At 67.6% G+C, this 13,789-nt stretch carries 11 protein-coding genes; 4 read left to right on the top strand and 7 right to left on the bottom strand.

Annotated features, from left to right (window positions below):
- The first annotated feature begins 2 nt into the window (after positions 1-2).
- Positions 3-3,677, top strand: coding sequence for a TonB-dependent receptor (locus ABE434_RS03510; protein ID WP_346477842.1), 3,675 nt, complete (start codon positions 3-5; stop codon positions 3,675-3,677).
- Positions 3,678-4,121: 444 nt separating this feature from the next.
- Positions 4,122-4,997, top strand: a complete 876-nt coding sequence (rpoH, locus tag ABE434_RS03505) for an RNA polymerase sigma factor RpoH (RefSeq protein ID WP_019183519.1) — start codon at positions 4,122-4,124, stop codon at positions 4,995-4,997.
- 86 nt (positions 4,998-5,083) lie between these two features.
- Here the strand turns inward: rpoH and purD are convergent, their stop codons facing one another.
- The 7 genes from purD to prmA form a co-directional block, all read right to left on the bottom strand.
- Positions 5,084-6,370, bottom strand: coding sequence for a phosphoribosylamine--glycine ligase (gene purD / locus ABE434_RS03500; RefSeq protein ID WP_346477841.1), 1,287 nt, complete (start codon positions 6,368-6,370; stop codon positions 5,084-5,086).
- Positions 6,371-6,463: 93 nt separating this feature from the next.
- Positions 6,464-7,279, bottom strand: coding sequence for a hypothetical protein (locus tag ABE434_RS03495; RefSeq protein WP_346477840.1), 816 nt, complete (start codon positions 7,277-7,279; stop codon positions 6,464-6,466).
- Positions 7,280-7,371: 92 nt separating this feature from the next.
- The gene (locus ABE434_RS03490; protein WP_346477839.1) at positions 7,372-8,232 is read right to left on the bottom strand and encodes a hypothetical protein; all 861 of its coding nucleotides are present in this window, start codon (positions 8,230-8,232) and stop codon (positions 7,372-7,374) included.
- Positions 8,233-8,249: 17 nt separating this feature from the next.
- Positions 8,250-9,833: a bifunctional phosphoribosylaminoimidazolecarboxamide formyltransferase/IMP cyclohydrolase gene (purH, locus tag ABE434_RS03485; protein ID WP_346477838.1), complete on the bottom strand. Its 1,584-nt coding sequence runs from the start codon at positions 9,831-9,833 to the stop codon at positions 8,250-8,252.
- A gap of 172 nt (positions 9,834-10,005) precedes the next feature.
- Positions 10,006-10,281, bottom strand: coding sequence for a DNA-binding transcriptional regulator Fis (gene fis / locus ABE434_RS03480; RefSeq protein WP_026069829.1), 276 nt, complete (start codon positions 10,279-10,281; stop codon positions 10,006-10,008).
- Positions 10,282-10,395: 114 nt separating this feature from the next.
- Positions 10,396-11,307 carry a DUF3426 domain-containing protein gene (locus ABE434_RS03475; RefSeq protein WP_346477837.1) on the bottom strand — a complete coding sequence of 304 codons (912 nt, stop codon included), beginning with the start codon at positions 11,305-11,307 and terminating at the stop codon, positions 10,396-10,398.
- Positions 11,308-11,337: 30 nt separating this feature from the next.
- Positions 11,338-12,258 carry a 50S ribosomal protein L11 methyltransferase gene (prmA, locus tag ABE434_RS03470; protein WP_346477836.1) on the bottom strand — a complete coding sequence of 307 codons (921 nt, stop codon included), beginning with the start codon at positions 12,256-12,258 and terminating at the stop codon, positions 11,338-11,340.
- Between the two features lie 186 nt (positions 12,259-12,444).
- On the opposite strand from prmA, the gene ABE434_RS03465 reads away from it, so the two are divergent.
- Complete coding sequence (locus tag ABE434_RS03465; protein ID WP_346477835.1) at positions 12,445-13,407, top strand: hypothetical protein; 963 nt, start codon at positions 12,445-12,447, stop codon at positions 13,405-13,407.
- Entirely contained in the window at positions 13,404-13,775 is a 372-nt protein-coding gene (locus tag ABE434_RS03460; protein WP_176988010.1) for a hypothetical protein, read from the top strand. Before ABE434_RS03465 ends, ABE434_RS03460 begins: the two co-directional genes overlap by 4 nt.
- Positions 13,776-13,789: the final 14 nt, after the last annotated feature.

The following is a 13,789-nucleotide window of genomic DNA, read 5'->3' as shown; positions in this document are numbered from 1 at the left end:
ACATGACCCTGATTCCGAGCCCGATCTCCCGCCGCCTCATCGTCGGCCTGGCCAGCGCCGTGCTGCTGGCAACGCCTGCGGCCGCCCAGCAGACTGCACCGGCGGCGTCCCCCGCGCCGATCCGCTGCGAAGCCGACAGCTGCCGCAGCGATGACGGGCTGCTGCTGCGCATCGGCGATGACGACGCGCCCGCGCTGCCGCTGCCGGGCCGCACCGATCTCCCCGTGGCCGGCACGGTACCGGCGTCACCGGCAGTCACCCCGGACGTGGCGGCGCGCGGCGGCCAGTTCATGGCCGAGCTGCCCAACGGCGGCGTGGTGTGGGCGACCGAAGATCCGACCATGGTGCCGCCCAGCCTGAGCGTGCAGGCCGCTGCCACCGTGCCGTTCGAGAATGGCCGGGTGATCCGTCCGCTGCGCTTCCACAGTTACAACAACTACGCCTCCTTCATCCAGAAACTGGAGGTGACGCTGTATCGCGGTACCGATACCGATCTGGTCACGCCGCTGGCCCGCATCGAGTTGCCGGCAGACTACGTTGGCGATGCCGAGTGGAGCGGTGAGTTGCCGCCGCAGATCAAGCTGCGCACCGGTGACGATCTCATCTACGTCGCGCGCGCCTACGGTGCTGGTGGGGCGTTCGATGAAACCCGCCTGCAGCGCATCCAGCTGGTCACCCCGGCCGATTTCGACCGGGGCCTGCAGATCACCCGCGAGAACGTGCAGAAAACGCTGGGACAGGCCCTGGATGGCGACAGCGCGCAGGACCTGCAGCTCAGCAACAGCATCTACGGGCAGAGCATGCTCCGACTGCAGAACATTCCCATCCACGGCTCGCGCGTGCGTCTGTATGGCCGCAACCTGGAACCCAACAGCCGGGTGCGCATCAACGGCCAGGACTTCCCGGTCGACCTGGAGCAGAAGTTCGCGGCCGAGTTCCTCGAGCCGGTCGGCGAGCATCGCTACGACGTCAGTGTCGAATCCCGCGATGCGCCCTCCGCGCAGCGGCAGCTGGATGTGGATGTCACCGGCCGCTACCTGTTCCTGGTTGCCATCGCCGATGTCACCGTGTCCAAGAACAGCGCCAGCGGCAATCTGCAGCCCCTGGCGGCGGATGACCGCGACGACGACAGCTTCCTCAGCGAGGGCCGGCTGGCGTTCTACCTGAAGGGCAAATTGCGCGGCAAATACCTGGTCACTGCACAGGCCGACACCCAGGACCGCGAGCTGAAGTACCTGTTCCGCGATTTCACCCAGGCCGACGCGCAGGACGTGTTCCGCCGCCTGGATCCAGACCTGTATTACCCGGTGTATGGCGATGACTCCACCACCTACCGCGACGTGGATACGCAGGGCCGGCTGTACCTGCGCGTGGACTGGGATCAGAGCCAGGCCGTGTGGGGCAACTACGCCACTGGCATCACCGGCACCGAATATGGCCAGTACGTACGCTCGCTGTATGGCGGTGCGTTGAACTGGCGTTCGCTGGAGGCCACGCCGCTGGGCGAGGCGCGCTCGCAGGTGAAGGTGTTCGGCTCGGAAGCGCAGTCCGCCCCGGGCCACAGTGAATTCCTCGGCACCGGCGGCAGTCTGTACTACCTGCGCCACACCGACGTGCTGCCGGGCTCGGAGCAGGTGGTGCTGGAAGTGCGCGACCGCACCACCGGCCGCACCGAAACGCGCGCCACCCTGCAGGAGGGCGTGGACTACGAGATCGACAACCTGCAGGGCCGCCTGATCCTGACCCGTCCACTGGCGCAGCTGACCCGCGAGAACGTGCGCAGCATCACCCGCGACATGCCCCTCGACGGCTACGACCAGTTGCTGCTGGTGGACTACGAATACGTGCCGCTGGGCTTCAGCAGCGATGACGTGACCTACGGTGCGCGCGGTCGGCAATGGATCGGCGACCACGTGGCGATCGGCGGCACCTGGATCGACGAGAACCGCAGCGGCGAGAACTACAGCCTCAAGGGCGCCGACCTCACCCTGCAGGCCGGACGTGGCACGTATCTGAAGATGGAGCAGACCCGCACCGAAGCGACTGCCGCCCCGGTGTTCTATTCGGACAACGGCGGCCTGAGCTTCATCCGTCGCAATCCCTACGAAGGCCGGCGCTCGGGCACCGCCAGCGCGGTGGAAGCGCGTGCCAACCTGCGTGAGCTGGGCTGGACGACGCAGGACTGGAGCCTGGGGGCGTGGTGGCGCGACGTCGATGCCGGCTTCTCGGTCGCGCGCCAGGACACCGGGCTGCCGATCCAGGAATACGGTGCCGAATTCCTCGGCTACCTCACCGACGACGTCAGTCTGTACGGCCGGCACACCCGCACCGAGCAGGGCGAACTGGCGCTGGAGCAGAGCCAGCTGACCGCGGAGTGGCGACTGGGCAACGACGGCCAGCTGACCGGAGAGCTGCGCCGCGTGCGCGAGGAACAGGAGCTGCAGAGCGTGGACGCGCTGCTGGCCGCGATCGGTTACCGCCAGCGCTTCGGCGCGTCGTGGGAGCTGTACGGTACCGGCCAGGTCACGCTGGATGATGACGGTGGCGCGTACGAGAAGAACGACCTGCTCACGCTGGGCGCGCGGTATCTGTTCGGCGACCGCAGCAGTGTCGGCGCGGAAGTCAGTGGCGGCAGCCGCGGCCACGGCGCCAAGGTCGATGGCGAGTACCGCATGGCACCGGACCACAGCCTGTACGGCAGTTACAGCTACAGCACCGACCGCACCGGCACCGATCCGCTGTTCGATACCGGGTTGCAGAGTGGCTGGACGCTGGGCCAGCGCTGGCGACTGAGCAACCAGGTCAACGTTTACAACGAGAGCCAGTATCTGAAGGACCGTCGCCAGGACAGCGCAGGCATCGTGCACACCTTCGGCATGGACTTCTATCCCGCGCAGGGCTGGAACCTGGGCTTCACGATCATGGACGGTGAGCTGGATTCCACCCTGGGGCGTGTCGATCGCCGCGCCTACAGCGTGAGCGGCGGACGTACCGATGCCGTAGCGCAGTGGAACAGCAAGCTGGAGTATCGGCGCGACAGTGGGGCCGAGCAGCGCGAGCAGTGGGTGACCACCAACCGCCTGCTGTACAAGCTCAACGAAGACTGGCGCTTCGCCCTGCGCGCGAACTATGCCGATACCGAAGACCGCATCGACCGTCTGGCCGACGCCAAGCTGGTGGAGACCAACATGGGCTTCGCCTGGCGCCCGCACGACAACACGCGCTGGGCCGGCTTCGGCAAGTTCACCTATCTCTACGATGTGGCATCGCTGGGGCAGGAGGGCGGCAACCTGTACGACCAGCGCTCGCAGATCCTCTCGCTGGAAGGGATCCGTCAGCTGGGCGCGCGCTGGGAAGTGGCCGGCAAGCTGGCCTCGCGCTGGGGCGACTACCGCACCGGCCGTGGCGAGGGCGCCTGGCTGGACAGCCGCGCCGACTTCGCCGCGCTGCAGCTGCGCTATCGCCTGTTCGCGCAATGGGAAGGGTTGGCCGAGCACCGCTGGTTGAAGGTGCGCGACGGTGGCGTGCGCAAGGGCTGGCTGGTGGGCGTGGACCGCCGGGTCGGGGAGAACTTCAAGGTCGGGGTGGGCTACAACTTCACCGAGTTCAGCGATGACATGACCGAGCTGAAGTACGACCAGAAGGGGTTCTTCCTGAACATGGCGGGGTATTACTAGGCTTCGGATGGTTCCGGCCTGCCACGCATGGCGTCGTTTGCGGCTTCGGTGGGTTTGGGCCTGCCACGCATGGCGTGGCACTACCGGGCATCGCGGTGTTGGGCGGCGGGTTTGGGGACGATTCGGTTCGGCGCCATGGCGCGAGTGGTCCGATGGGTGATTGGGGGTAGAGCCAGGCCATGCCTGGCTGAACTGCCGACAACCTTTCCGGCATGAATGGGCGCTTCCCGGCGGCCCGTTCAGCCAGAAAACACGCGCCATCGCCCAATTCATCGCTCTATGTCGTTGATTTCATTTGACTTGACGCCTGATCTCCAGCCCCTCGCCACTGTCATCATTTCGCGGTACGTTAGCCGGGTGATCGGTGCCAGCATCCCATGAACAGAACGCTGGAACTTCTTTCCCCTTTAGCAGTCCAATTCCGGGACTGCTAAGATGAGTGCTATGAGCCAGAACACCTCTACTGCCCTTGTGGCAAACAATCTCCCGATTCCCAGTGCGCTCGGTTCGCTGGACGCCTACATCGGTGCCGTGCACCAGATTCCGGTGCTGTCGGTCGATGACGAGCAGGACCTGGCCCGCCGCTTCCGCGACGAGCTGGACCTGGACGCCGCGCGCGAGCTGGTCCATTCCCACCTGCGCTTCGTGGTGCACGTCGCCCGTGGTTACAACGGCTACGGCCTGGCGCTGGGCGACCTGATCCAGGAAGGCAACATCGGCCTGATGAAGGCGGTGAAGCGCTTCGACCCGGACATGGGCGTTCGCCTGGTGTCGTTCGCGGTGCACTGGATCCGTGCGGAAATGCACGAGTTCATCCTCAAGAACTGGCGCATCGTCAAGGTCGCCACGACCAAGGCGCAGCGCAAGCTGTTCTTCAACCTGCGCAAGTCCAAGACCCGTCTGGGCTGGATGAACGCGGCGGAAGTCAGTGCGGTGGCCAAGGACCTGAACGTGTCCGAGCGCGAAGTGCTCGAGATGGAGTCGCGCCTGTCCGGCCGCGATATCGGTTTCGATCTCTCCAGCGATGACGATGACGATCATGCGCCGCCGTCGCCGGCTGCCTATCTGCGCGCCAACGAAGAAGATCCTTCGATGGCGTATGAGCGAATGGACAGCGAAGACAATCAGCTGCAGCTGCTGCGCGAAGGCATGGCCGAGCTGGATGCGCGTTCGCGCGACATCATCCGCCGTCGCTGGCTGGACGCGGACAGCAAGGTGACGCTGCAGGAGCTGGCCGATGAGTACGGCGTGTCGGCCGAACGCATCCGCCAGGTCGAGGCGAACGCGCTGAAGAAGATGAAGGCGCTGTTTACTGCGTGATGCAGTAAGCCGCTGGAGTAAATGATAAGGCCCGGCAATGCCGGGCCTTTGCGCTGCACGGCAGCCGTCGCTGCCTGCAGGCTGCCTCAGCCCTGCTCGCGCGCAATCGCCCGCCAGCCGATATCGCGGCGGTGGAACTCGTGGGCCCAATGGATCGCACCGACGCCGGCGTAGGCGTTGCGCTGTGCCTCGCCTACCGTGCCGCCCAACGCCGCCACGCACAGCACGCGGCCGCCGGCGCTGAGCACCTGGCCCTGCGCGTCCAGCGTGGTGCCGGCATGGAACACCTTGGCGGTCGCGGCGACGGCCTCCAGGCCGTGGATCACGTCGCCGGTGATCGGCGTTTCCGGATACGGCGAGGCCGCCATCACCACGCCCAGCGAGGGCCGCGGATCCCACTGCGCCTCCACGGTGTCCAGACGCTCGTCGATCGCCGCTTCGACCAGGTCCACCAGGTCCGACTGCAGGCGCAGCATCACCGGCTGGGTTTCCGGGTCGCCAAAGCGCACGTTGAACTCGATCACCTTCGGCGCGCCGCTGGCATCGATCATCAAGCCGGCATAGAGGAAACCGGTGAACGGAATGCCGTCGGCGATCATGCCCTGCACGGTCGGGTTGACCACCTCGCGCATCACGCGCGCATGCACTTCGTCGGTCACCACCGGGGCTGGCGAGTACGCGCCCATGCCGCCGGTGTTCGGGCCGGTGTCGCCGTCGCCGACGCGCTTGTGATCCTGCGAGGTCGCCATCGGCAGCGCAGTCCTGCCGTCCACCATCGAGATGAAGCTGGCTTCTTCGCCGTCCAGGAACTCTTCGATCACCACGCGGGCGCCGGCATCGCCGAAGGCATTGCCGGAGAGCATGTCGCGCACTGCGTCCTCGGCCTCGGCCAGGGTCATCGCCACGATCACGCCCTTGCCGGCGGCCAGGCCATCGGCCTTGACCACGATCGGCGCGCCTTTCTCCCGCAGGTAGGCCAGCGCCGGTTCGACCTCGGTGTGCACGGCATAGAACGCGGTGGGAATGCCGTGGCGAGCCAGGAAGTCCTTCGCATACGCCTTGCTGCCTTCCAGCTGCGCGGCGGCGGCGGTCGGCCCGAAGATGCGGTGGCCGGCGGCGCGGAAGCGGTCGACGACCCCGGCCACCAGCGGCACTTCCGGGCCAACCACGGTCAGGCCGATGTCTTCGGTGCCGACCAGCGCCAGCAGGCCGTCCAGGTCGGTGACCTTGACGTCCACGTTGCGGCACTTGGGCTCGGTGGCGGTGCCTGCATTGCCGGGCGCGACGATGACCTCGCGGACCTTCGCGGACTGGGCCAGCTTCCAGGCCAGGGCGTGTTCGCGGCCGCCAGCGCCGATGACCAGGATCTTCAATGCAGTTCTCGCGTAAGAGGGCAGGAACGTGATTTTACGCGGTGCGGGCGGCGGGTGCATTCGGGCGGTCGGTTGCCGTGGCCACCCACAGCATCAGCTGTCGGCGCAGCCGTCGCGCTGGAGGTCATCCGGCACGGGATACGCGCGCTGCCGGGCATCGAAGATGAGGTGGTAGTACTCGGTCGCCGGGCCTGTGCAGTCGTGGCCGCTGGCGCGCACCGTCAGCGGCCAGTAGCCATCCACGGCAGTGCTGTCGCCCACCGTCGTGATGAAGTCGACCGCGAAGACCGCGCTTCCGCAGGACGACGGCGCGCCGTCACAGTGATGCAGGGCGAGATTGTCGAGGTGGTCGCGGTACCGGGCGACATCGCGCAGGCGATGGTTGTGCTCGGCGATGTAGCTGCGCCAGATGTACCGATGGCCGCGTCGGTGTTCTTCATGGGTGATCTGGAACGCGCGGCGCTGTGGGCCAAGCTGCGCGATCTGGATATTGCCGGGTGCGCCGCGGCGGCCGTACGGGCCCTGCAGGCGCTGGGCCATCACCAGGAGTGGATCATTGGCGAGCAGCGGGGCGAACACGCCGCCTCGGTTGGCTGCTTCGTCGTCCTTGCCCACGCGCAGCACATACAGATCGACCCGGCCCGGCTCGACGGTGGCCGCGTCGTCCAGGGTCTGGCATACCGCCAGCAGGGTCTGCTCATGACCGTCGGCAGTGACCGTGTCACGCGCGCACACGCTGCGGGTGACCGGGCGCAGCGCCTCGACCTCGGTGTCCTCCCAGTCGTCCTTCCATGGCGCATCCAGGACGGCCTTGTTGCCATAGCGCGTGCGAAGGAAGGCCTGCAGGCGCTGGGTCTGATCGCCCCTGACGTGGATCGTGTCTTCCGGCTGCGCCGTGGTGTCAAGCACGCGGTGCGGCTTGGCGGGTCCGGAAGGCGCGGGTGTGCGGTCACAGCCGGCCAGCAGCGCCAGCGCCGCAACTGCCAGTGCGCATGAACGCCTCACTCGCACCCTTCGCGCTGAAGCGCTTCGGGAAACGCATATGTCCAGGTCGTCGGGTCCAGGGTGAAGCGGTGTTCGCGCCGCACCGGCTGCCCGCTGCAGCCCAGGCCGGTCTCCTCGATCAGCAGCGGCCACTGCCGTGCCGCCGGATCGCGGTCGTCGAAGCGCAGGGTGAAATCGAGGTTGAACAACCGCGCCTGGCAGTCCGGTTCAGCATCGGCGTCGTCGCAGTCGTAGGCGGCGGTGTTGTCGATATGGCTGCGCACGCCCCCGGCTTCCACGAGCCCGTTCGGGCCGGGCAACACCAGCGTCTGGGTGATCAGCGAATAGCCTTGGCCGAACCAGCCGTGCTCGATGCGGAAGCCGTAGAAGTCGCTGCCGGCGCGGAGGATCTGCACGGTGCCGGGCTCGCCCCGGCTGCCGAAGTTCTGCCCGGTCAGCTCGGCGGCCACGGCAAAGCGGTCCGCCTCGGGACGCAGCACGAAGAAGTCGATCGCGCCCGGGTCCGGGTGTGCACCGTCCAGCGGTGAACCGCAGACGGCCAGCAGTTGTTGCCAGCTGTCGCCGGTGACCACCGGTTGCTCGGCACACACATGCCAATCAGTGAGGCGGGTGTCGCCGTCCTGGGTCCAGCTCCCACGCCATTTCCCCGAGAGCGTGGCGGCCTTGCCGTAGCGCTCGATCAGAAAGCCCTGCAGGCGCGTGCTGCGGCTGACGTGGGCGATCAGGCCGGGAGAGGGCGCGACGGTATCGGGGGCTGGCTGCGGCGCCGCCGGTTCACTGGCCGGCGTGCAGCTGGCCAACCCCGCAGCGGTGGCGAGCGCCAGCGCTGCAAGGCATCGGGTCTGCCATGGAGACATCCGTGTCGTCCCGCGGATCAGTGGCGGAAGTGACGCACACCGGTGAACACCATGGCCAGGCCATGCTCGTCGGCGGCCGCGATCACTTCGCTGTCGCGCATCGAGCCACCCGGCTGGATGACCGCCTTGATGCCGGCGGCAGCAGCGGCATCGATGCCATCGCGGAACGGGAAGAACGCATCGGAGGCCATCACCGAGCCTTCCACCACCAGGTTCGCATCGGCCGCCTTGATGCCGGCGATGCGCGCGGAGTACACGCGGCTCATCTGGCCGGCGCCGACACCGATGGTGCGGTTGTCCTTGGCGTAGACGATGGCGTTGGATTTGACGAACTTGGCGACTTTCCAGGCGAACAGCAGGTCGGCGAACTGCTTCTCGGTCGGCGCCAGCTTGCTCACCACCGTCAGTTCGTCGCGCGCCATGCCGCGGTTGTCGGCGCTCTGCATCAGCAGGCCGGAACCAATCCGCTTGATGTCGTAGTTGTTGCGGCCGTCGCCGTGCGGAATGCGCAGCACGCGCACGTTGGCCTTCTTCTGCGCGTATTCCAGCGCGGACGGTTCGAAGTCCGGGGCGATCAGCACTTCGACGAACTGCCGGTCCAGGATCGCCTGCGCGGTGGCGGCGTCCAGCGGTCGGTTGAAGGCGATGATGCCGCCGAAGGCGCTGGTCGGGTCGGTCGCATAGGCCAGCTCATAGGCATCGCCGTTGCCGGCGCCCACGGCCACGCCGCACGGGTTGGCGTGCTTGACGATGACGCAGGCCGGCACGTCGAACTGACGCACGCATTCCCACGCGGCATCGGCATCGGCCAGGTTGTTGTAGCTCAGTTCCTTGCCCTGCAGCTGCTGGAACGTGGCCAGCGTGCCCGGCACCGGGTACAGGTCGCGGTAGAACGCGCCGCTCTGGTGCGGGTTCTCGCCGTAGCGCAGGTCCATCACCTTCACGAAGCTGGAATTCATCTGCGCCGGGAACTCGCTGCGCAGCGGCACGGCGGTGTCGGTGGTGGTCACGGCGGAGAGGTAATTGCTGATCGCCGCGTCGTACTGGGCCACGCGGTTGAACGCGGCCACCGAGAAGGCGAAACGCTTGGCGGCCGACAGCTTGCCGTCGTGGGCGTCCAGCTCGGCCAGCAGCTCGGCGTACTGCGACGGGTCGGTCGCCACCGCCACGCGGGCGAAGTTCTTCGCAGCCGAGCGCAGCATCGCCGGGCCACCGATGTCGATGTTTTCCACGGCGTCTTCGAGCGTGCAGTCCGCCTTGGCGGTGACCGACTCGAACGGATACAGGTTCAGTACCAGCAGATCGATCGCGCCGATGCCGTGTTCGGCCATGACCGCGTCATCCAGCCCGGCGCGGCCGAGCAGGCCGCCGTGCACCATCGGATGCAGGGTCTTGACCCGGCCGTCCATCATTTCCGGGAAACCGGTGACGTCGGCAACGTCCTTCACTGCCAGGCCGGCCTCGCGGATCGCCTTGGCGGTACCGCCGGTGGAGAGCAGCTCCACGTTGCGCGCGGCGAGGGCGCGGGCCAGGTCGATCAGACCGGTTTTGTCGGAAACGGACAGCAGGGCCCGGCGCACGGGCAGCAGATCGGAACTCATGGGGGCAGGAGATCGAAGCGGAGCGGGGCCATATTGTAGGCCCTGTGACGCTGGCATGGCCGCTTCGGCGGACACTGCGCCGGCCGGGCGGCCCGTAAAAACGACAAAGGCCGGCACCGAGGGCTGCTCGATCCGGCCTTCTCCCGCTGGGCACGATGTGTGCCCGCCGGCATCAGGTGGTGATGCCGTATTCCTTCAGCTTCTTGCGCAGGGTGGCGCGGTGGATGCCCAGCATCGAGGCGGCGCGGCTCTGGTTGCCTTCGCAGTGATTGAGCACTTCCACGAACAGCGGAATCTCCATCTCGCGCAGCACGATCTCGTAGACATCGTCCGCATCGCAGCCATCCAGGTCCCGCAGATAGCGCCTGACCGATTGGGCGACGTGTTCACGCAGGGGTGGCTTGGGCGCGCCACGACTGTTGTCAGGACGAGAAAGGACAGCGTTCAAGGAGTTTCCCGGTGCAAGAGCCGGGGCGGACAACAGCCCACGGCGGAAGGGTGATGGGGTCAGTCTAGCGCGTGCGTCGGCCGCCTGCCACGCTCCGGCGGCCCCGGCGGTGCCTTAGAGGAACTCAAAGGTGAATGCGACGGTAGACGCTGCAGGCTCCCGCACGCGGAAGCTGATCTGTGCGCTTTGTCCTGGTTCCAGCGTGGCGGCCGGGTCCATCGCGCGATCCAGATAGTCGGCCGGCGCGAACACATTGGTGCCGATCACGCGGCCATCGGCATCGGACAGCGACAGCCGCAGCGACGGCCAGGCCTGGGCCCATCGCGCGTCGTTGCGGATGCTCGCCTGCACCTGCAGCGCACCCGCCTGGCCCGGCACCGGGCGTACATCACGGCTGAGCATGCTGAAGGCCGCCGGCTCGCGCCACGCCGGCAATGAACAGCGCAGCACGCTGCACAACCCGGCGATCCACGGGCGGGTACCGGCATCGGCGGCCAGCCGTGCGCGGTCGGCCACCGCGATCTGCACCAGCAGCACGGCGGCCAGCCCGGCCACCATGCCCCACTGCCAGCGTGGCGTGCGCAGGCGTGCACCGGGCAGGCGCAGGAAACTGGGTGTGGTGACCGCTTCGGCCGGCGGCAGGGCAGCGGTGGCCGGGCCGCGCGCGTCCTCATCGTGGGCGTGCACGTCATCCGGCAGCGGGTGCGACGGCGCTCCCGTCCCGGCGGCCGGTGCGGGAGCCGGTGCAGTTTCGCCGACGTACGCATGTTCGACATCGGCTGCGCGTTCGTCGGCGAATCCAAATCGGGATTGCGACACGGACGGCTGCGGCGCATGCACCGGCTGGGCGTCGATCACCTGTTCCACCGCCAGCGGTGCGATGCGATCGTCCATGGACGTTGTCGACGCCGCAGGCGTCTCCTCGTGGGAGAGGGACACCGGCTCAGCGGGATTGGCCGGCGCCTCCGCGGACGGACGCAGGAACGTGGCGATCGGGCGTCGCGGCGGCATCGGAGGCTCGGACATGGGCACGGGACCGGGCAGGAGACAGGCTATTCAAGCACGGCGGACGCCGGTGATGCGCATCCAGTCGCCATCCTGCGCCACGGCCAGCTGTTCGAAGGCCGGGGCGTAGCGCTCCAGCAGTTCCCCTTCCTGCCCGTGCAGGATGCCCGACAGCGCGATGCGACCACCCGGGGCGACGCGCGCAGCCAGCACATCGGCCAGCGCATCCAGTGCCGAGGCGAGGATGTTCGCCACCACAACCGGGTACGTCGCCTGCGGTTCGTCTTGCGGCAGATAGACCTGCACGCGGTCCTGCAGGCCGTTGCGCTCGGCGTTGTCGCCGGTGGCGAGCACCGCCTGCGGATCATTGTCCACGCCGACCGCGCGGGCCGCGCCCAGCTTCAGCGCGGCCAGGGCGAGGATGCCCGAGCCGCAGCCGAAATCGAGCACGGTGGTGCCGGCCAGCGCGCCCTCGGCGGCCAGGCCGTCCAGCCAGCGCAGGCAGAGCGCGGTGGTCGGGTGGGTGCCCGAGCCGAACGCCAGGCCCGGATCCAGGCGGACCACGGCAGCATCGTCGGCCTGTGCGGCCTCCGGCAGCTCATGGTTCCACGGCACGATCCAGGTGCGATCACCGAAGGCCATCGGCTGGAACTGGTCGATCCAGGCGCGTTCCCAGTCTTCGTCGGCCACGGCGCGGAAGCTGGCGTTGGCCCAGTCCAGGCCCGGATCGAAGGCGTCCAGCGCGGCCAGCAGGGCCAGCGCATTGGTATCGCCGGGGAACAGCGCGGTCAGTACCAGGTCGTTCCACAGCGGGGTCTCGCCCACGCCCGGTTCCAGGATCGCGCGCTCGTTGCTGGTATCGGCATCGGCATCGAGCAGGGTCACCGCCAGCGCGCCCACGTCGTCCAGCGCATTCTCATAGCGCGGCTGGGTGGCTTCGGTGCAGTGCAGGGTGAGTTCCAGGAAGGGCATGGGGGCAGGGACCGGCGGAAAACCGTGCATGTTAGACCAGTGCGGGGCGATGGTCCCGGCCGTGCCGCCGGACGCTCGTCTCGCCGGCCGGTAAGATCGGCCCGACGGCTGGTTCAGACACCGCTGCAGCCGCTTGCTAAACTTGAACTCCTGCTGTCCATCACGGACAGCGTGTGACTTCTGCCCATGGCGCTCGTGCCGACCCTGAAAACCTGGTTGCTGGTCGTACCGGCCCTGGCGTTGCTGGGGGTGGTGGGCTATCGCGCGGGCGATCGGGTGTTGCACGCCGATCCGTCTTCCTCGCATATGGATGAGCCGCAGGCCGGCAGCGCCCCCAACGCGGTCCCGGCCGAAGCCCGGCAACTGGCCCGGCGCCTGCTCGGCAGCGAGCGCGGCACGGCGGTGGCGTCCGGCCTGCCGCTGGACCTGCGTGCCGATATCGAAGGCGACACCGACCTGTTCGCCTATGCGCAGCGCCTGCAGCTGCAGGCGGCCAACGGCAACGCCGAGGCCGGGTGGATGGTCAGCCGCGTCTACGACTACTGCGCGATGTATGCGATGGACCCGGGCGGCTATCAGCTCGACAACACGCTGTTGACCGGTATGGGCATGAGCGCGTCGGCGCCGATGGTCGCTGCACGCGAGCGCGTCTCTCGGCGCTGCGCGGGCTTCGTCAGCAGCGACAACCTGGGCCGGCCCTTGATCCTGGCGCAGCGGCTGCAGTCGGCCAAGGCCGGCAACCTCGCCGCCGAGGCCTCGCTGTTCGCCGAGGGCCAGCCGCTGGAAACCGGGCCGGGCTATCGCCGCGGGCTGGTCGAGCGGGTGATGGATTCGCGTGATCCGGAAGCCTACATGGCGCTGGCGCCGGGCATGGGCCAGCGTGCCAGTGGCGACAACGCGATGAGCGGCCTGGTGGCCGGCGATCAGTTCAGCGAACTGGCCTGGCGGCTGGCCGCCTGCGAGCTGGGCATGGCCTGCGGGCCGGACAGCGTGCTGATGAATAATTTCTGCGCGAACGGAGGGATCTGTTCGCAGGACGGTGGGCAGGACTTTGCCACTTTTGTGTATGACGCTGCGGTATCGCGGCAAGGTGCGGGGAAAATGAACGTGTTGGTCGAAGAGCTGGTCAAGCAGAGGAATGGGCGATGAATTACCGTCGAATTCTGCACGGTGCCAAATTCTGGTTCTGGGTGGCGTTGTTTGTCGCGTACTCGGCCGGAGCGGTGGGCCTGGTGATGATCGATACCTATGACGATCGGTACCGAAGCCTGTCCAAAGTGCAGTTGACCTCGGTGAAGGCCGATGCCGAAGTGCGTCGCGCCGGTGCCAGCCAGGTCGCTGCGGTGTATCGCGCGCAGAGTGGCATGCCGTTCGCTTCGCTGCCCACCGGCAGCACCTTCCAGGTGGTGTGGCCGGATGGCTCCACCGAAACGATGGTGATCATGGACCCGACCTCGTCGTTGGGCGTGGAGCCGGTGAAGAACTCGCAGGTCACTGCGGCGGATACCGCCAAGTGACAGCCAGACAGGGG

Origin of the sequence: Stenotrophomonas sp. TWI1183 (genome assembly GCF_039673115.1) — a bacterium.
GTDB classification, from domain to species: domain Bacteria; phylum Pseudomonadota; class Gammaproteobacteria; order Xanthomonadales; family Xanthomonadaceae; genus Stenotrophomonas; species Stenotrophomonas maltophilia_AA.
This window is presented reverse-complemented; position numbering and strand designations above follow the sequence as displayed.